Source organism: Desulforegulaceae bacterium (assembly GCA_034006035.1).
Classification (GTDB): Bacteria; Desulfobacterota; Desulfobacteria; order Desulfobacterales; family JACKCP01; genus JACKCP01.
Map to the genome: position 1 here is coordinate 1 of JAVETN010000003.1, position 18,035 is coordinate 18,035.

Below are 18,035 nucleotides of genomic sequence, written 5' to 3' on the forward strand. Positions count from 1 at the left end.
ACCAATTTCCATGTCACCAGTCAAGGTCCTCAGCACATTCTTCAACAGGAGTCTTAAATCCTTTTATTATAGACTCACGCATTCCCGGAATATTAACAAGATACATTGTTTCTTTTATAGCTTTCCAGTCGCTTTCTGAAATTAGAACCGCATTTCCTCTTTTGCCGGTTATGGTTATTGGTTCATGATTTTCAGAAGTTTCATCAATTAATCTGTATAATTTTTTTCTTGCTTCTGTAACTGTCATTATTGTCATTTTACACCTCTTTTTTCTTTTAAAATACGGTTTGTCGTACGCAATGTCAAGGCAATACAAATGGAGTGTTTTGTTTTTTTAAAGAGTTGTTATTTTTTGCTTTTTCATCCGTGAAAATTTTATTTGACAAATAGTACATGTATAAACTAAATAGTAAACATGTGTACTATTTTAAATTAAAAAAATCAGGAGGAAAAAATGAATGCAACTTTAGAACTTTTCAAAACTTCAGGAAATGAAGCCTTTACAAAAATGCTTACTGAATTTGCACCTTATTTTGGTACAATAGACCCGATGTTTGTTGAGTTAAAACCTGGATATGCAGAGGTTTTGCTTCCAAATTCCAAAAAAGTTCACAATCATCTTGGAACTGTTCATGCCATTGCAATGTGCAATGCAGCAGAGCTTGCCGCAGGAACAATGACAGAGGCTTCAATACCCGAAACAAACAGATGGATTCCTGTTGAGATGACAGTAAAATACCATGCAAAGGCAAAAACAGATTTAAAAACAATTGCAGACGGCACAAAAATTGACTGGGAAAAGACAGGTGAAATTAAAGTTCCTGTAACAACCTATGATGAAAATGGAAAAATAGTATTTTCAGCTGAAATAACAATGAATGTAAGTCCAAAAAAATAATTGCCTTTTTATGTATAGTACAGGTATTGTTTATATCTGTACTATATTTAAGGGAAATTTTTTAAAGGCAGTTTAAAATGTCAAAAAAAACTATAATTGATAAAAGAATTTTTTATAAATTAACCATATCCCAGCGTCTTTTAATGAAGCACATTGACAGGGAAACAGTTGAAGAACTTGGAGTTTCTGTTAATCAGATTGCAGCTCTTTTTTATATTTCCAAAAATGACGGATGCCTTTTCAAGGATTTGAGCAGGGTGCTTTTTCAAAATAAATCCGCAACAACTACTTTAGTTGAGCGGATGATTAAAAATGAACTTATAATAAAAAAAAGTTCTGAAACAGACAAAAGAGCAATCCATATTTTTCTTACAGAAAAGGGCAGGCAGATAAGCAAAAAAGCAAAACCTCTTATTTCAAGGTATAATAAAAAAGTAACTGATGTTTTTGATGAAACTGAAATTGAAACTGTTCATAAATTTTTAGATTATATTATTGAAAATTATGAATGATTGAAGCATATAATTTTGTTTGTTTTGCTCGTTCCAAAGCTCCTGCTTTGGAATGTAGTATTTTAGTAATAAAATTAGAGTGTTAAATAGATATTGGAAATAATAAAATTGTAAAAAAGGACTTTGTGAATAAATAAAAAACGCTCCCAAGGTGACCTTGGGAGCAAGTAGTGAAAAGGTAATATGGGAGTAAGTAGTTTGATTTTACTCGTTCCAAAGCTCCTGCTTTGGAATGCAAAGAACATTAAAATTTATAAATCCTCAGCATATCCGGTAAGCTCAACATATCCGGTCCCTGAAATTTTGTTACCGTTTTTAAATCCCAAAACTTTAACAGCACCTTCAAAGTATCGGATAAAAAAATCAAGTTCCTGGTCTTTTGTTTGTGTTCCGGGGTCGGACCTGAGCAACCTACTGAAATACAAGAAAAAAGTTCTTAATAAAGATATTGTAAATCAGCTTAGGCTATACTTTTTCAGTTAAAATATAAAAATATCGCTTCAATAATTACAAAATGTTTTATCTTTGCCTTAGATAGTATATTCTTAAGTGTTTTATACATTGCTCAAGAAATATTTTATTCAATTCTTCAAGGGTAAAGGTTTTAGGAACTAGAAGCATTCAGGCAAAAGAATTTAAATGCGGTATAAATAATCATAAAGGAAGGATTGTTTTATGGATCTTATCACTATGAAAAAATTGAAAGAAACTCTTTTAACAACACGTTCTGACCATTGTGTTTCCCTTTTCATGCCAACACATCGGGCCGGACGGGAAACTCAGCAGGATCCAATCCGCTTTAAAAATTTGCTGGCGGAAATTGAAGAACGGTTAACGGCCAAAGGCCTGCGGACAACAGAGGTGCAGGAAATTCTCAAAAAACCCCAGCGTCTGATTGACGACGGCGGTTTCTGGAGGAATCAAAGCGACGGGCTGGTGCTGTTTTTCACAAAAGACGTCTTCCATCTCTTTAGGCTGCCCATCAAGTTTAGCGAGCTGACAGTTGTCACCAACCGTTTTCATATCAAACCCCTATTGCCGCTTCTGAGCAGTGACGGCACCTTCCATATCCTGGCAATGAGTCAGAACAAGCTACGCTTGCTGGAGGGGACACAGCACACGATCCATGAAATAGACCTGGGGGATATGCCTGAAACACTTGCTGCAACTTTTCTGGATGGTTTTCCGAAAAAACAACTCCAGTCTTATTCAGGCACTCAATCAGGAGGCGGAACCGGAGCGGCCATGTTCCATGGACATGATCCCAGCGACGATACAAAGAAACATATCCAGCAATGGTTTCGCACACTTGATAAAGCGGTGGTCGATCTTCTCGCAGACACACGATCTCCTCTGGTACTGGCAGGCGTGGACAGTCTTTTTCCGCTCTATAAAGAAGTCAATACCTACCAGCATCTAGTGGAAGAAGGTATCCCTGGAAATCCCGATAAGATGAAACCAGAAGAATTTCTCCCGCTGGCCTGGCCCATTGTCGAGCCATTGTTTAGCAAGGAACGGGATGCAGGTCTAGCACGGTATCAACAACTGGCAGGCACTGGCCAGACTACAACTGACGTTGCCGAGGCAGTTTTGGCGGCACATCACGGGCAGATCGCAGTGCTCTTTGTCGCCGTCGGCAAACAGGTATGGGGTCGGATCGATCCAGAAAACAATCGAGTTGACCTTAATGACACCCCGCAACATGGAGACGAGGATCTTCTGGATTCTACGGCCATTCAGACCTTGCTAAAAGGCGGAGCAGTATTTGCTGTTACACCGGAAGAAGTCCCGGGCCAGACTCTTGTCGCAGCAGTGTTGCGTCATTAAACACAGCACTGATAAAATGAAAAAAAGACATCAACATCAAACAAACCTCAGGCTAAAAACAGAGCTTTCAGATTCAGCCAGGCTCTGTTGCCGGAGGATTTGAACAGACCATCATATTTTGGAGGCTTTTACGACTCAACCATGACTATAAACTGGACACTATTGATCATAGGTGGTTTATTCGAAACAGGATTTGCGATATGCATGGGAAAAGCACAACAGTCCACAGGAAAAGAAGCCTGGCTATGGCTGGGCCTTTTTGCCGTTAGTGTAAGTATAAGTATGTTCCTGCTCTACAAAGCAATGGGGGGAGAAAAACCCATTCCCGTGGGCACAGCATACGCAGTCTGGGGTGCCATAGGTGCCATGGGAACAGTTATCGCCGGTATTTTGCTATTCAATGAGCCAGTGACTTTCTGGCGGATGCTGTTTCTCTCAACATTACTTATTTCTGTAATCGGCCTACAGATGGTGAGTAATTGAGGATAAACAGTCCCTATAAATGGACCGATGAAAATTAATCTGTAAAAAATGGTAAATTTATAATTCTACCCAGCAAATATAGACAAATACAAATCTGACCTTTCCCTGGTTTAACTAAATTGATTTTTAATTTTTTTGGTAATGGTTTATAAGCAGTCATTGAACCCGAACTGGAAGCAGAAATTTGACAGGACACCGTACACCGATTAATGAGACTGAGTTTAATCAATCATCCCACGATGCCGGTCAACATCACGCTTAAATGAAAGACTGCAAAATGAATAATAATAAGATCTACGATGATATACACAAAGCTCTTCTCAGATATTTAGATACATATTTTATAGAAAGAAACCTGGAAAAAACCTTAAAATTATTTAACTCACAAGCTTTTGGATTTGGCACGGGGGCAGATGAAAAAACCTCTTGCTCAAATGATCTTGAAAAATTCTTTTCTCGAGATATAAAACAAGCTCCAAACAAGATACAATACACAATCAAAAAACTTGATATAAATTTACCTTCAAAAGACACAGGCATTACAGCCTGCGAAATAAACATTAAAACAATTATTTTAAAACAGGAAATATCCTTTAATAATTTAAGGCTCAGCATTTTTTTTAAGAAAAATGAAAAAGAATGGTTGATAGAACACATGCATATATCCCTGCCTACTTTAGAACATGGGGAAAACGAGTCTTTTCCCATTAAAGAGTTGGAAGATAAAAACAAAGTGTTGCAAAGGCTTGTTGATGAACAAACAAAGACATTAAAAAATGCAAATGAAAAATTAGAAAAGGCAATAAAAGAAATAAAAACATTAAGAGGGATACTTCCAATTTGTTCTCATTGTAAAAAAATCAGGTCAGATGATCAAAGCTGGCATTTAATGGAAGCATATATCAGCCAACATTCAGAGGCGGAATTCAGCCATTCTATATGCCCGGACTGTGCAAAAAAGCATTATCCAGATTATGATCTTTATAAGAAAAAAAAACAAGATTAGCTCAAGACAGTTTTATCAGGATAGAAGTGAAATTTAAGATTTAGAATCCTGCCTGAGGCAGTCAGGACAAACTCCGTAAAAATCAAGCCGGTTAGATGTGATTTTAAAACCAGTTTCTTTTTCGATCTCTTTTGAAAAAAGGTTAATATTTATTTTTGCATCTTTTATTTTTCCGCATTTTTCACAAATCAAATGGGGATGGGGGTTTGGATTGTAGCCATCATACCTGCTTCCCTTGTCTGCAAAACCAATTTCCATAACTTCATTGTACTCTTTTAAAAGATTTATGGTTTTATATACAGTTGCAAGACTTGTGGCAGGATAATTTTTTTTTACTTCTTTATATATAGTATCTGCAGATGGGTGTTCTTTGCTCGCGGAAAGAATTTTTACCACTGCTATTCTTTGGTTGGTAAGCCGATTTCCCTTATTCTTTATCAGCCCAATCATTTGTTCAAATCTTGAATTTGCCTCTTTCACTTTGATACCCTAGCCTTTAAAAGATTAAATTTAATAGGTTAAATTAGCCTTGATATGGCTTTATGTCAAGTTAAACAAGATTTGAAATGATTAAACCAGTTCATGGCAATACCCCATTATTCCGGAATATTGCCATGACTTAGGAGGAGATCAAATTCTACCTTAGTACTGAATCTTGTTTTCCCTATTCAGGAAAAATTAACTTTGAAAAAGATCCAGACTTTTATTAAAAAGAAATCAGAATTAATTATTAAATTTTTTAAAGCAAAAGCAGATTTCTTTTTAATCATCACTGACTTTTTTACCCTTTGCGATAATAATTAATTTTCTATTATCATGGCCATTCCCATTCCGCCGCCAATACACATGGAAACAAGGCCTTTTTTATAATTTTTCCTTTGCATTTCATGGATAATTGTAACCATTTGTCTTGCACCAGTGCATCCGATTGGATGACCTATTGAAATTCCACTGCCATAAGGGTTTGGAAATTCAGGATCAATACCAAGTTCTTCCATACACCCAAGTGCCTGGGAAGCAAAAGCCTCGTTAAGCTCAATTACATCCATATCAGAAACTTTAAGATTACTCATTTTCATTACTTTTTTTACTGCGGGAACCGGCCCAAGCCCCATATATGCAGGATCAAGCCCGCCTGAAGCAAAATTATTTATAAATGCAAGAGGAGTAAGTCCAAGCTCTTTTGCTTTTGATTCACTCATCATAAGTACAGCTGCAGCACCGTCATTTATACCAGAGGCATTACCAGCTGTAACACTTCCGTCTTTTTTAAAGGCAGGCCTAAGCTTTGCCATTTTTTCCATATCAGTTTCCATGGGCCGTTCGTCCGTATCGGCTATTTTGTCGCCTTTTCTTGACTTTATAACCATTGGAAAAATCTCTTCTTCAAAAATTTTATCTTTGATTGCCTTCATTGCCCTGTTATGGCTTAACACTGCAAGTTTATCCTGCTTTTCCCTTGAAATAGAGTAAAGGTCAGCAATATTTTCTGCTGTTATTCCCATGTGATATCCGTTGAAGATTTCATAGAGGCCATCATAAACCATAAGGTCAAAAATTTCTCCTTTACCAGAAATCTCCATTCTATGTCCCCACCTCGCTTTGGGAAGAGCAAGAGGAGCGTTTGACATTGACTCCTGCCCTCCTGCAATAACAACATCGGCTTTCCCTGTCATTATAGAAAGTGCACCGTCTGCAATAGCCTTAAGACCTGAACCGCAAACCTTATTTACAGTATATGCACTGGTTTCATAGGAAAGACCTGCTCTTACTGTTGATTGTCTAGCAGGGTTTTGTCCCTGGGCAGCCTGTAAAACATTACCCATAATTACTTCATCTATTTTTATAGGAGTAAAAGACTCATCAAAAGATGAACTTTCATTTTTTATTTTTGTCTGAAGTTTTACAGGACAAAATTCAGATTCTTCAAGATCAGGGCGAAGCTTAACTCTTTCAAGAACATTTTTTATCACCGCACTTCCAAGATCCACTGATGTAAAAGGCTTTAAAATACCTCCAAATGTTCCAACAACTGTTCTTACTCCAGATACTATACATACTCTTTCCATTATCTTTTCCTTTTTCATTTTTTATTTTTCTTTTTATTCTTCAATATAAAATCGCCATGCACAATACCAGTCTTCAGGGTGTTTATCTGGTGGACATCCTATGCACTCGGTTTTAATTCTTTTGTCTATTTCCCTTGCAAAATAAGCATATTCCACAAGACCTGCAGACTTACAGGGATAATCATCAAGACCCCTTGCCTTCCTTTTTTCCTGAACCCAGCATTTATTCATCTGAAAAACCAGGCTTTTATCATTTTCCCATATTACAGACTGAGTGTTTACATTTGAATAAAGTCTTGCACCAAGTGCTTTTTCAAGGCCTTTGAGTCCTGAATTTTCAGGAATTTCCAAAAGCTTTTTAATTGATCTTGCCTCAAAAGGTGAAAAGTTTGACCAACAGGAATCATTGCATCTTTTTGCATCATTCATTCCATGTTCAAATTCAACATCCTGAAACCATACCCCGTCATTTACAATCCAGTTTAAAGATAAAGCTTCAATGAGACTTTCCATTTTTTCCTCTTCAAGGGATAGAAGAGGAAGGGGGATGCCTTCCATTATTTCAAAATCAAAAACCTTGCCAATTTTTTTCATCTGAATTTTAAGGCTCTTGTCAAATACCCTATAAAGAGTTTCATAGGCAATGTCATCGCCCATTTGGTGTCTTACCTCTGAAAACCATAAAAAATGATGCATAACGGTTCTGTGGATAAGATCTATAGCATACTCTGCTCTTTCTTTTTTTTTGTCTTCCATTGGATAACCTCTTATTTTCTCCAGTAAAAAGAATCTTCCATCATAACTGTCTTGTCGCACTTTTTAATTGAACCATGTTTTCCAAGACTAACAGAAAGGGTGCTTTAATAAAGAATCTTGCTCTATCAATCTGCCCAAGATCAAAAGAAAATGTATTTAAAATTTCATCACCATTTTCCATAACAAAATAAAACATCCCGCCTGCCCCTATGGTGTTCTACGTTTTTAATCACTAGATATAAAGGTTGCAGGATCTGTGCCACAAACCATGCCTTCCAAGGCAAATAAAGGCAAACATTAGATAATAAAGGGTTTTAAGCTAAAAAGCGAAGAACAAAGAAAGCAAGTTTATGTAACAATCAAGTTACATAAACTTGCTTTAAAAAAGTGTTCCAGGCTGGAATTGGCGACGACAAAGACGGTTGTAACTAAAAGGTTACAAAAAATAAGAAACAGACCCCAAACTACTCTATTCCATACTTTTTTATTTTTTCAAAAAGGGTTTTTCTATGGATACCAAGAAACTTGGCTGTTTTTATTTTCTGCCATCGGTTTTGTTCAAGAGCTTTCAAAATAACCTTCTGCTCAAAATCACCTACCATACCCTGAAGATTTTTAGAAAAATCAATTTTTTCAGACATCTCACTGTCGCCGGTCTCAAAACTTTTAAGAATTCCAGCTTCTCCAATAGCAGCATATCTACTTATCATGTTCTGAAGCTCCCGTATATTTCCGGGCCATTCATATTTATGAAAAGAATCCAAGATACGGCCTGGAATTACAAGTTCGTCTTCCTGCTTTAATGAAGAAAGAAAATGATCTACCAAAAGAGGAAGATCATCCATTCTTTCCCTAAGCGGGGGAAGTTTTATGGGAATAACATGAATTCTGTAAAAAAAATCTTCCCTCATATGCCTTTCCTTTACAAGATCCTTCAGACTTCTGTTTGTTGCAGCAACAATTCTTAAGTCAGGATTTCTGACTTTTGTTGCTCCAACAGGGATAAAACCAGAACCATCAATTACACGCAAAAGTTTAACCTGCATGTTAAGGCCGATTTCTCCAATTTCATCGAGAAAAAGAGTTCCCTTATCTGCTAAATCCAAAAACCCTTTTTTATCTGAATCAGCTCCAGTAAAAGCACCTTTTTTATAACCGAAAAATTCACTTTCAATCAGTTGCTCTGAAATTGCACCACAGTTTACCGGAACAAAATCGTTTTTGTTTCTTTTGCTCAGCCTGTGAATCTCTTCTGCAACAAGCTCTTTTCCAGTACCTGACTCTCCATAGATGATTACATGGGCATTTGATTCCGCAGCTTTTAAAATAAGCTCATAAACCTTCTGCATTTTTAAGCTTTTACCAATAATATTTCCCAGCTTATATCTTTCCCGAATCGAAGACTTTAACTTTATATTCTCATTTTTAAGATTTTCAGCGTTTTCTTTTAACAGGGCTTCGTTTTGCTTTCTTTTAGTGATGTCAATAAGAATTGTTTGAACCCTGGAATTTTTGTCAAAAGGAGTTAAAAGAGGAGATGTTACACAAGAGTACCATCTATTGTCATAAGGGCTAAAAATTTCATCTTTTACTGTCTCACCACTTAAAGATTGTGAGATCTTGCACCAGGGACAGGGAGATTCAAACCCGTGAAGGAAATTAAAACATTTTCCCGGAGCACCGGTGTTACCCCTTTTTTCAAGGGCTTTATTCATAAATTCAATTTCATAATCTTCGTTAACTATGTAAATAAGTCCGTCAAAATTTTCAACAATAACCGAAAGCTGAGATCTGTTCTCCTTTAGTTTCATTTCAGCTTCTCTTCTGTTTGTTATATCCATGAATGAAGCAATACTCTTGTCAGTGCCGGGAATCATCCCTACTCTCATATAAATATATTTCAGATCACCATCTTTATCTATCACCCTGCACTCATACTCTTCAGGAATATTTTTTTTATTTTTTCGTCTCCCGTAATGATAGCTCTGCATTTTTCCAACGTCATCTTTGTAAACAAAAGCTGACCATTCCATTTTATTTTCAAGCTCCTCCTTGGAAAAACCTGTGAGCTCACAAAATTTCTGGTTTGCATAAAGGATACACATCTCATAATTAATTATAATTGTTCCTGTTCCTGTATATTCAAAAACACATTTGTACATTTCTTCATCAGAAACAAGTTTTTTAAATTTTTCATGATTGTAAATTCCAGAGTTTATTTCAAAATAAAATTCAGAAATTTTATCTAAAAATTCAGCAGCAAATTCCTTTTCAGCAGTTTCAAGAGGGACTGGGGATTCAACAACAAAATAAAGAACAAAATCCAACCTTGAATTTTCAATTTTAAAATAATTTAAACAAGTTTTTTTTTGTAAACTAAAATAATCAACAAGGATTTTTATTTTTTCTTCTGCCTGGACATTTGAAAATTTTGGATTTTTTAAATATTTTACTTCCTGACTCTCGCTTAAAACAGCAATGTCATAAAAAGATAAATCACTGATTTCAAAAAATGAAGATAGAAATTCAACAAGGCTTTTGCTGGTTGTAGCAATATTAAAACAACTTGATAAAGGGATTAAAAAACTACTATAGAAATTTGACATTAAAACCTCTTAATATTGTTTTATCTGGTTTTCAAACTCTTCATAAAAAACAAGTTTTTTACACCAAACTCTGTTTTGTTTAAGATTAATCCGGTTTTTTTACAAAAAACAATGTATAAAAAATAAAGATGGAATAAGAACAGGATAAAAACCAAATCATTCTGTTTAAAAATAAGGTGAACAAGAATTGGGAAAACCTAAAAGAACAGCTTTAGTATCAATTACTTCTTGAATAACAAACCTCGCCCTGGCCAGAAAATATTTTAAGTTCAACTTCTTTTAAACCTTTTGGGACCGCAATTTTTTGGTTTACAAAGGGAAAGCCTGAAAACAAAACTTTAGATTTGTTTTCAGAATAAACAACAACCTTAAAATCCGAAGTCAGACTGGTTACCCTGGTAAATTTTAAATATCCTTTTTCTCCAAACCAGACTATTTTAACGCCTTTTTCATGGGTGATACAATTAAACCCTGCAAATGCCCGGGGTAAAAAAAGTAAAGAACAAAACAAAACTAAAATTATTATTTTTTTCATAATTTTTTCCTTTCTATAAGATAAATGAATTCAATAAAAATTACATTTTATAGCAAGGCTTTTAAATCAAAATCTCTTTTTTTCTTCAGTCTTTGGTAAATAAACTTGATTTTTCCAATCTATCTTGTCAATTTCCTTAAATGATACTGAAACAAAACCAGTTAAACACCCTATATTTTTAACTGATTTATAAGCTGTTTTTTATGAAAGCTGTTTTTGTATCCAAATTTCTGCCGGACACAATTTAACTATAATATAAGGTATTTTTCAACCTCCTGAAATTTTAACCTTAAAGCCCATCAATTCAAGCTCTTTTTTCAATACACCCCTGTTATCTGTCTGGATTTCAATGATCTGATTTTTTACTGTTCCCCCAGAGCCAACCTTCTGCTTTAGAACTTTTGCTATTTCCTTAAGTTCGCCTTCGTTTTTATCAAAACCCAAAACAAGGGTGACCCCTTTTCCTTTCCTTCCCTTTGTCTGCCTTAAAAGCCTTATTATGCCGTCATTGATTATATTGAGTTCATCTTCCCGCTTTTTTTTCTTTTTATTACAGCTGCATTCAGACTCGGGTTTTTGACATCTGGGACAGATTTTTCCATGCTCTGTAGAATAAACAAGACTCATAATCAATCTTTTCCATATCCATCAGGATTGTTTTTCTGCCATTTCCAGGCGTCTTCTGCCATTTCTTCTATTCCATACTTTGCTTCCCAGTTTAAAAACTCCCTGGCAAGACTTGTATCAGCATAGCACCTGGCAATATCTCCGGGCCTTCTTGACTCTATGGAAAATGGAATTTCTTTTTTGCAGGCTTTTTCAAATGCTTTTAAAACCTCAAGAACAGAAAATCCTTTTCCTGTACCTAAGTTTACAGCAAAAAGGCCCGGGTTTTCGCTTATTTTTTCTATTGCTTTCAGATGACCCGAAGCAAGGTCTTTTACATGAATATAATCCCTTACTCCTGTACCGTCTTTGGTTGGATAATCATCTCCAAACACTGAAAGTTTTTTTAATTTTCCCACAGCAACCTGGGTAATATAAGGAGTAAGATTATTGGGAACTCCCCTTGGATCTTCACCTATAAGACCGCTTTCATGGGCCCCCACAGGATTGAAATATCTTAAAAGACCTATATTCCACGATTTGTCAGATTCATAAAGATCTTCTAAAATCATTTCAACCATTCTTTTTGTTTTTCCATAAGGGTTGGAAGGTTTTAAAGGAAAGCTCTCTTTAATGGGTACTTCATGGGGATCTCCGTAAACAGTAGCAGATGAACTAAAAACAATGTTTTTAACATTAAATTCTTTCATTTTTTCTAAAAGCACAATTGTTCCTGATACATTATTTTCATAATATTTAAGGGGAAATTCTACAGATTCACCCACAGCCTTATACCCTGCAAAATGAATTATAGAATTAATATTTTCGTTTTCAAAAACTTTACTTAGAATTTTTTCGTCTCTTACATCTCCGCGAATAAAATCGAGATTTTTATTGGTAATCTGCTCAACTTTTTTAATTGACTTTTCGCTGGAATTTTCCAGATTATCCAAAATTACAACTTCATAGCCTGAATTTAAAAGTTCAACACAAGTATGGCTTCCTATATAGCCGGCTCCGCCTGTAACAAGAATTTTACCCATTAAATCACCTGACTTTTTAGATTAAAAAATATGAAACACAATTCGTAACTTATAAATAAAAAAAGGCTTTTGGTAAACTCCAAAAGCCTTAATATTTTAATTTCTTAATTTGATTTTTAATTATTTACTGAACTTTTTTCTTACAACCATTCCAAACCCTAAAAGTCCTAATCCAAACAAAACCATGGTTGAAGGCTCTGGCACAGGATCAGCAAAAAGACCAAGTTCACTAACAACAGGTGCCTTATCAAGAGTTAATTTTGCATAAAGAGGTAGTTCTTTGTCAATACGATTCCAGAAACCCAAGCCAGTATCAAAAACCAAATCTTCAAGCTGAAGAGAAAAAAGACCCCCATTTCCAAAAGCTATGGGTAAAACCTCTTCCCAGGTTATTTCCCATCCCTTACTTCCACCAATCCCCAAAAAGCCATATTTCTTAAACCCAAAAGAATTAGCTAAAAAAGACTGTGTAAGCTCTGGGCTGTCAAAATCAAGAAAAGCTTCTATAGAGCGAATTTGCCTGTCATCCCTGTTAACTTTTTTTTCGTGTGTTCCTATTACTCCAAGCTTGAATCTTTCAGACTCGCCCTCATTTAAAGTAAAAGAACTGCCTGGAAGATATTCGTCAATATTTCCATATAAAAACAAAGCATCCCTGGTAGCTGACGTATCAATACGAGAATCACCACCCATAACAAAAGTATAAGAATTTGAATTTGCAACTGAAACACATAAAAATAAAAACAAAAAACTAAATAAAAAGACTTTAAACTTTTTCATAAAATTACCTTCCATAATAAAAACACCTTTTTTAAATTAAAATTTAAACAAATCAATATATCAACCCAAAACACCAATCAAGTTCAAATCAACATCAAATTAAAAACCTAACAAACAATAGGGGATAAATATTCAAAACCATATCCATAAGAATATCCGCTTTCCGATTTAGAACAGGTTTCAGCCCGCTTTGACCACCTCAACCTTGAGTCAAGGGTTTGATGCTTCTTAAAATATTTCTCCTCACTGCCATAATCAATTATTTCAATACAATAATAACTATCCGGATTTAATTTTTTATCCGTTTTTATATGGATTCCTCCCTTGCTATAGTTATAAGCAAATCCGTAATGGTAATTATCAGGCTCCTTGTTTGAACAGACTTTGACAGGAAGCTGACAGTCATATCTTTCATCCACCCTGTTGTTATCTTCTTGCATTTTTTTACTCCTTAAATTATAAAATTTTCAGCAGTGCCTCAAGCCTGTCTGTTTTTCAGGCCTATTTTGTGTAAATTCAACCTGAACCTAAGACTCACAGGGCTTGTATTTTTAAAGATAAAAGCACTCAATTAAGGTTGAAATAATTTACTTTATATTTTAGCTTAACCAATGTCAATTTTAATGCGATTACCTGGCTAGATTAAAACTTATCTTTTTTACCCCTTCTTAAATCAAGCTATAAATTTAACTATTAAAACACTTAAAAATCTTTGCTGTTAATCTATCTTTTTCCTTGAAAAGAAAGCAAAAACACAGCTTTAATCAATCGTGATTAAAAATATCTTATTAGATTCTTTTAAATCAGAATTAAAAATGATATTTAACAATATTTCTTAAACCATGAGATACTCAGATAACAATAAAAGTTTGTCTGATGATACCAACCCTGAGACTGACAAATTAAGTGTATTCATAACAACATGAAATTTAAAGGCATTAAAATGAAATTTTTACCTCTAAAAACTGTGATTTTATGCTTTCTACTTCCGCCTCTTTTCTATGTAACAACAATTTATGGTGCAACCAGATATTTCAAATCAGGTTATGAAGAAAAAATCGAAGATATTCTTCTTTTTAATTCCAGTGAAATTTATGAAGGACAAATTACTCTTGAAAAAGCTGTTGAAAAAAACATAAGTCAATTCAAGCAAAAAGATTTTTTTTTGAAAAAAAAACTTGTAAACATTGAAATATCTGTAATCGATAAATCCGGTAAAATTATTTACCCTACACTCCACCTTCCAGGAAGCAATATTGACCAAAACTTTAAGATAAACGCTTCAAAAACTGCAAAAGAAAACTTTGAAATACTTGAAAAAGGGATTGAAACATTAGTTAAATGTAATCTTTCAGAAGGTCTTAAGTTTGCCAGTGCATTAATTTATTTTACCTTGGCTTTTTCCTTTTTTTTATTTCAATACATCAAAGCTTTTAAAAATGCAGGCGAATATGAAAAGGAAAAGCTTGAACGTATAAAAAGACTTGAAAAGGAAGAAGAAAAATATAAAACCGAATTATCAACACTTGAAACTGAAAAAAGAAGCCTTGCTGAAAAAATTAACAGTCTAAATGAAAAATACAGGGAAACAAGATCAAGTGAAGAAGAAATGCTTGATGAAATAATTTCCCTGGAAGAAAAACTAAAGTCTTTCAATGATTCACAAGACAAAAAAGAGCTGGAAATTGAAGAGCTCAAAATAAAACTTGAAGAACTTGAAAAAAAAAGAAATATAATTCACAGAAAAAAAGATTTTGATTTCCTTTCCAAAAGATTTGAAACCCTATATAAGAACGTAATAATGACAAAAAAGGCATATAATGGCTTTATCGAACTTGAAGAAGAGCTTCAAATAAAGGCTGAAGAGCTTATTCATCTTTTAAACAATGATCCTGAAAAGGTTATTATAAAAAGAAAAGTATTTTCCGGGAAAAGAAGTAAAAGCTCATCTTTTGAGGTGATATTTGGTTATAATGGTCGTATTTACTTCAGTAAAAGCAAGGGCAATAAAATAAAAGTGATTCTGATAGGCACTAAAAACACCCAAAATAAAGACATGGATTACCTCCACAATTTATAGAAAAAACTATGTACAAATCATTTTACAAATTAAACAAAAAACCCTTTGAAACAAAAACAGATCCTTCATTTTTATGGCTGGGAGAAAAACACAAAGAAGCCCTTGCCACTTTAAGATACGGAATCTTGAACAATATGGGCTTTCTCCTTTTAACAGGAGATGTGGGAACAGGGAAAACAACGCTTATAAATGCACTTACAGAAAGCCTTCCTGGAAACGTAATTTATGCATATATTTCCGACCCAAATTTTGAATCGCTTGACTTTTATAATTACATTGCTTTTTGTTTAAAAATCAAAGTCGAAATAAAATCAAAGTCTGATTTTTTAATAATATTTAAAAGGTTTCTTTTAAAGGCATCTCAGGCAAACAAAAAAATACTCCTAATAATTGATGAGGCTCAACTTTTATCCCATGAACTCATTGAACAAATAAGACTTTTATCCAATATGGACAGGGGTGAAACAGATATTTTAAATATTTTTTTCATTGGGCAGCCTGAGTTTAATGAAACTCTTCTTAAAGAAGAAAACCGTGCTGTAAGACAAAGAATTTCCCTTAACTACAATATTAAGCCTTTTAACCGGAAGGAAACAAAAAAATATATTAATTACAGGCTCAAATTCGCCGGTGTAACTCACGATATTTTCTCAAATTCTGCCATAAAAAAAATTCATTCCAGCTCAGGAGGATTTCCAAGAAGAATAAACATTATCTGCGATCATTGTCTTTTGTCAGGCTTTGTAAAGGATAAAACAATAATAACCAAAAAAATTGCAGCTGAGTGTATAAAAGAATTAAGTCTTCCAAGGGAATCTCCAACAGGCAAAACCTTTAAATTAAAATTTCAGACCTCACCTGGTTTTAAAAAATTTGTTTTTTTATCAGCTGTTTTAATCTTTTTTAGTTTAATTTTCTTTGGCTCTTTAAACATGGACTCATTAAAAGGCTTTTTTCCCAAACCAATTCTAAACACCAATATCCAAAGCAAAGTTCTGGAAAAAGACAAAGAAATAAAAGTTCTTTCAGAAATTGAAACAACCAATGATTCAAATCTTGAGAAAACAGCTCCTCTTGAAACAGAACCAATTATAATCAATGAATTAGATAATAGCTTGCCACTTAAAGAAAACATTGAGGAACCTGAAAAAGAACTTGTCAAAACCCAGGAAGACAAAGAAGAACTACTTGAACAAAAAGAGGTTTTACCCAAACTACCCCCATTTGAAGAAAAAACTTTTACTTTAAGATTCAAAAACAATACCAATTATTTTGAAGACTCAGAATTCTCAAAATTTCAAGAATGTGCCGAGGAACTTAAAAAATACCCCAATTCAAAAGCTTTAGTTTCAGGACACACTGATTCCACAGGATATAGTCAATATAATATGAAACTTTCTGAGTTTAGGGCAAATATGATAAAAGGCTATCTTATAGGAAGTGGTGTAAATCCTGAAAGAATTGAGATAAAAGCAATGGGGGATAAAAAACCTTTGGAAAAAAATTCAACACCCTGGGGAAGAAAAATGAACAGAAGAGTTGAAATTTTTATTTACCAAAATCCAAACTGACCTGTGCCAAGAACATAAACTCCGAGCAAAAAATTAGTTACAGAATGCGAAATTACAGGAGAAAATAAATTTTTAGTTCTATAGTATAAAAGGGCATAAACAACGCCTGCTATTATCCCGGGAAGCCACCTATAATGCTCAAATCCGAAAGCAACTGAGACCATTATAAACGAAAACCAGGAAAAAGAAGCCACAGGAATCTTTTTAATATCAGGATCAATCAAAAACCTAAGGGCAAAAGATCTCCAAAACAATTCCTCAATTATTGGAACAGCAAGACATCCACCAAGAAAACGAATAGATATCCACAAATAAATCTCAAATTTTTTATTACTAAGCTCAAAAGGATTTAGATAATCATCATTTCCAATTAAAGGATAGAATCCTTCAAGGCCCACCCAAACCAGAAATACAAAAACCCCTGCTCCAATCGCAACAAAATCGACTTGGAACTTTATTTCTTCTTTTATTTTTTTCCAAAAATAAAACAACACCAGGAAAACAATTAATGTTTTGGCAGGATAGATAAAAATATCATCAGCCCCTGTCAGGGGGAGAATATAAGTTAGTCCGGCAAAAACCAAAAAAGGAATAATATAGGGAAGATAATCTTTTAATATTCTTTTATCCATAAGACTATTTTTTTTCAGGTATGGTTATGTCTATATATGGAATTTTTACCGAATCGTTAACTTTTATGCTTCCATTAAGATTTTTTTCAACCATCTTTTTTATCTCATCAACACTTTCCAGCTTTCTGGATAAAACCTCATCCCGATAAAGAACACATAAGCTGTCGTCTGCAACCGAAGCGTTTATATACACTTTCCCATTGCCTTCGCCATTAAAAGATTTTTGAAGAAGTGATTTAAACACTTCAAAAAGAAGATCGTAATCAGCTTTTATCACAACCTTTCCTGCAAAATGAGCCGAGATCTCCTTATCCTTGAAATCAGGTTCTTTCACAAGGGATTGGATAAGTTTTTCAAAATTAACATTTGTTGGATTGAACTTTATCCTATTCTTGCCATAGAGAGCATCCTGAAGTTCAAGCTCTAAGGCAAAAAGCTGTAATGAAGTTTTTTCTCCTATCTCCACTTCAAATTCATCATCATCTACCAATCCCATGGTCAATATACCATTTTGCTCTTTTATCCAGATTCCGTTTTTTAATATTTTTTTTCCTGACATTAGGATCCTCCTGAATTTATACAGCTTTGGTTGCCAAATTTACACTGTCTTGCTTGCTTAAGCTAAAAATTA

General features: G+C 34.2%; 19 protein-coding genes. 7 read left to right on the forward strand and 12 right to left on the reverse strand.

Going from position 1 to position 18,035, the window contains the following annotated elements; genetic code table 11:
* Nucleotides 1-13: 13 nt before the first annotated feature.
* Nucleotides 14-256, reverse strand: a complete 243-nt coding sequence (locus RBR53_03210) for a type II toxin-antitoxin system Phd/YefM family antitoxin (GenBank protein ID MDY0131655.1) — start codon at nt 254-256, stop codon at nt 14-16.
* A gap of 198 nt (nt 257-454) precedes the next feature.
* Here RBR53_03210 and RBR53_03215 point away from each other — a divergent pair, with 198 nt between their 5' ends.
* The 5 genes from RBR53_03215 (at nt 455) to RBR53_03235 (ending at nt 4,726) form a co-directional block, all read left to right on the forward strand.
* Nucleotides 455-898: a hotdog fold domain-containing protein gene (locus RBR53_03215; protein ID MDY0131656.1), complete on the forward strand. Its 444-nt coding sequence runs from the start codon at nt 455-457 to the stop codon at nt 896-898.
* A gap of 77 nt (nt 899-975) precedes the next feature.
* Entirely contained in the window at nt 976-1,410 is a 435-nt protein-coding gene (locus tag RBR53_03220; GenBank protein ID MDY0131657.1) for a MarR family winged helix-turn-helix transcriptional regulator, read from the forward strand.
* A gap of 675 nt (nt 1,411-2,085) precedes the next feature.
* Nucleotides 2,086-3,237, forward strand: a complete 1,152-nt coding sequence (locus RBR53_03225; GenBank protein ID MDY0131658.1) for a hypothetical protein — start codon at nt 2,086-2,088, stop codon at nt 3,235-3,237.
* 99 nt (nt 3,238-3,336) lie between these two features.
* Complete coding sequence (locus tag RBR53_03230; GenBank protein MDY0131659.1) at nt 3,337-3,720, forward strand: multidrug efflux SMR transporter; 384 nt, start codon at nt 3,337-3,339, stop codon at nt 3,718-3,720.
* A 277-nt stretch (nt 3,721-3,997) separates the two neighbouring features.
* The gene (locus tag RBR53_03235) at nt 3,998-4,726 is read left to right on the forward strand and encodes a nuclear transport factor 2 family protein (GenBank protein ID MDY0131660.1); all 729 of its coding nucleotides are present in this window, start codon (nt 3,998-4,000) and stop codon (nt 4,724-4,726) included.
* Nucleotides 4,727-4,759: 33 nt separating this feature from the next.
* Here RBR53_03235 and RBR53_03240 read toward each other — a convergent pair whose 3' ends face one another.
* The 9 genes from RBR53_03240 to RBR53_03280 all read right to left on the reverse strand — a co-directional run bounded on the left by RBR53_03240 (nt 4,760) and on the right by RBR53_03280 (nt 13,561).
* Nucleotides 4,760-5,206, reverse strand: a complete 447-nt coding sequence (locus tag RBR53_03240; GenBank protein ID MDY0131661.1) for a transcriptional repressor — start codon at nt 5,204-5,206, stop codon at nt 4,760-4,762.
* Between the two features lie 320 nt (nt 5,207-5,526).
* Complete coding sequence (locus tag RBR53_03245) at nt 5,527-6,795, reverse strand: acetyl-CoA C-acetyltransferase (protein ID MDY0131662.1); 1,269 nt, start codon at nt 6,793-6,795, stop codon at nt 5,527-5,529.
* Between the two features lie 33 nt (nt 6,796-6,828).
* Nucleotides 6,829-7,551 (reverse strand): DUF6125 family protein, encoded by a 723-nt coding sequence (locus tag RBR53_03250; GenBank protein MDY0131663.1) that lies wholly within the window; start codon nt 7,549-7,551, stop codon nt 6,829-6,831.
* Nucleotides 7,552-8,015: 464 nt separating this feature from the next.
* On the reverse strand, nt 8,016-10,157 hold the full coding sequence (locus RBR53_03255; protein ID MDY0131664.1) for a sigma 54-interacting transcriptional regulator: 2,142 nt from the start codon (nt 10,155-10,157) through the stop codon (nt 8,016-8,018).
* A gap of 217 nt (nt 10,158-10,374) precedes the next feature.
* The gene (locus RBR53_03260; protein MDY0131665.1) at nt 10,375-10,692 is read right to left on the reverse strand and encodes a hypothetical protein; all 318 of its coding nucleotides are present in this window, start codon (nt 10,690-10,692) and stop codon (nt 10,375-10,377) included.
* A gap of 267 nt (nt 10,693-10,959) precedes the next feature.
* Nucleotides 10,960-11,319, reverse strand: coding sequence for a stress response translation initiation inhibitor YciH (locus RBR53_03265; GenBank protein MDY0131666.1), 360 nt, complete (start codon nt 11,317-11,319; stop codon nt 10,960-10,962).
* Nucleotides 11,320-11,321: 2 nt separating this feature from the next.
* The gene (galE, locus tag RBR53_03270; GenBank protein MDY0131667.1) at nt 11,322-12,341 is read right to left on the reverse strand and encodes a UDP-glucose 4-epimerase GalE; all 1,020 of its coding nucleotides are present in this window, start codon (nt 12,339-12,341) and stop codon (nt 11,322-11,324) included.
* A 120-nt stretch (nt 12,342-12,461) separates the two neighbouring features.
* A complete protein-coding gene (locus RBR53_03275) occupies nt 12,462-13,136 on the reverse strand; it encodes a PEP-CTERM sorting domain-containing protein (protein ID MDY0131668.1) in 675 nt (224 codons plus the stop codon).
* A gap of 92 nt (nt 13,137-13,228) precedes the next feature.
* Nucleotides 13,229-13,561: a hypothetical protein gene (locus tag RBR53_03280; protein ID MDY0131669.1), complete on the reverse strand. Its 333-nt coding sequence runs from the start codon at nt 13,559-13,561 to the stop codon at nt 13,229-13,231.
* Between the two features lie 503 nt (nt 13,562-14,064).
* On the opposite strand from RBR53_03280, the gene RBR53_03285 reads away from it, so the two are divergent.
* Complete coding sequence (locus tag RBR53_03285) at nt 14,065-15,201, forward strand: hypothetical protein (GenBank protein ID MDY0131670.1); 1,137 nt, start codon at nt 14,065-14,067, stop codon at nt 15,199-15,201.
* 8 nt (nt 15,202-15,209) lie between these two features.
* Nucleotides 15,210-16,772, forward strand: coding sequence for an AAA family ATPase (locus RBR53_03290; protein ID MDY0131671.1), 1,563 nt, complete (start codon nt 15,210-15,212; stop codon nt 16,770-16,772).
* On the opposite strand, the gene RBR53_03295 is transcribed toward RBR53_03290, so the two are convergent.
* Complete coding sequence (locus RBR53_03295) at nt 16,754-17,404, reverse strand: CAAX prenyl protease-related protein (protein ID MDY0131672.1); 651 nt, start codon at nt 17,402-17,404, stop codon at nt 16,754-16,756. The two genes, RBR53_03290 and RBR53_03295, sit on opposite strands and share 19 nt — an antisense overlap.
* A gap of 4 nt (nt 17,405-17,408) precedes the next feature.
* A complete protein-coding gene (locus RBR53_03300; protein MDY0131673.1) occupies nt 17,409-17,963 on the reverse strand; it encodes a hypothetical protein in 555 nt (184 codons plus the stop codon).
* Nucleotides 17,964-18,035: the final 72 nt, after the last annotated feature.

Bases quoted from the DNA above. Each gene is read 5' to 3' on its own strand.
- RBR53_03210 (MDY0131655.1), bottom strand. From the start codon at position 256: ATGACAATAATGACAGTTACAGAAGCAAGAAAAAAATTATACAGATTA.
- RBR53_03215 (MDY0131656.1), top strand. From the start codon at position 455: ATGAATGCAACTTTAGAACTTTTCAAAACTTCAGGAAATGAAGCCTTT.
- RBR53_03220 (MDY0131657.1), top strand. From the start codon at position 976: ATGTCAAAAAAAACTATAATTGATAAAAGAATTTTTTATAAATTAACC.
- RBR53_03225 (MDY0131658.1), top strand. From the start codon at position 2,086: ATGGATCTTATCACTATGAAAAAATTGAAAGAAACTCTTTTAACAACA.
- RBR53_03235 (MDY0131660.1), top strand. From the start codon at position 3,998: ATGAATAATAATAAGATCTACGATGATATACACAAAGCTCTTCTCAGA.
- RBR53_03245 (MDY0131662.1), bottom strand. From the start codon at position 6,795: ATGGAAAGAGTATGTATAGTATCTGGAGTAAGAACAGTTGTTGGAACA.
- RBR53_03250 (MDY0131663.1), bottom strand. From the start codon at position 7,551: ATGGAAGACAAAAAAAAAGAAAGAGCAGAGTATGCTATAGATCTTATC.
- RBR53_03255 (MDY0131664.1), bottom strand. From the start codon at position 10,157: ATGTCAAATTTCTATAGTAGTTTTTTAATCCCTTTATCAAGTTGTTTT.
- RBR53_03260 (MDY0131665.1), bottom strand. From the start codon at position 10,692: ATGAAAAAAATAATAATTTTAGTTTTGTTTTGTTCTTTACTTTTTTTA.
- RBR53_03265 (MDY0131666.1), bottom strand. From the start codon at position 11,319: ATGAGTCTTGTTTATTCTACAGAGCATGGAAAAATCTGTCCCAGATGT.
- galE (MDY0131667.1), bottom strand. From the start codon at position 12,341: ATGGGTAAAATTCTTGTTACAGGCGGAGCCGGCTATATAGGAAGCCAT.
- RBR53_03275 (MDY0131668.1), bottom strand. From the start codon at position 13,136: ATGGAAGGTAATTTTATGAAAAAGTTTAAAGTCTTTTTATTTAGTTTT.
- RBR53_03280 (MDY0131669.1), bottom strand. From the start codon at position 13,561: ATGCAAGAAGATAACAACAGGGTGGATGAAAGATATGACTGTCAGCTT.
- RBR53_03285 (MDY0131670.1), top strand. From the start codon at position 14,065: ATGAAATTTTTACCTCTAAAAACTGTGATTTTATGCTTTCTACTTCCG.
- RBR53_03290 (MDY0131671.1), top strand. From the start codon at position 15,210: ATGTACAAATCATTTTACAAATTAAACAAAAAACCCTTTGAAACAAAA.
- RBR53_03295 (MDY0131672.1), bottom strand. From the start codon at position 17,404: ATGGATAAAAGAATATTAAAAGATTATCTTCCCTATATTATTCCTTTT.
- RBR53_03300 (MDY0131673.1), bottom strand. From the start codon at position 17,963: ATGTCAGGAAAAAAAATATTAAAAAACGGAATCTGGATAAAAGAGCAA.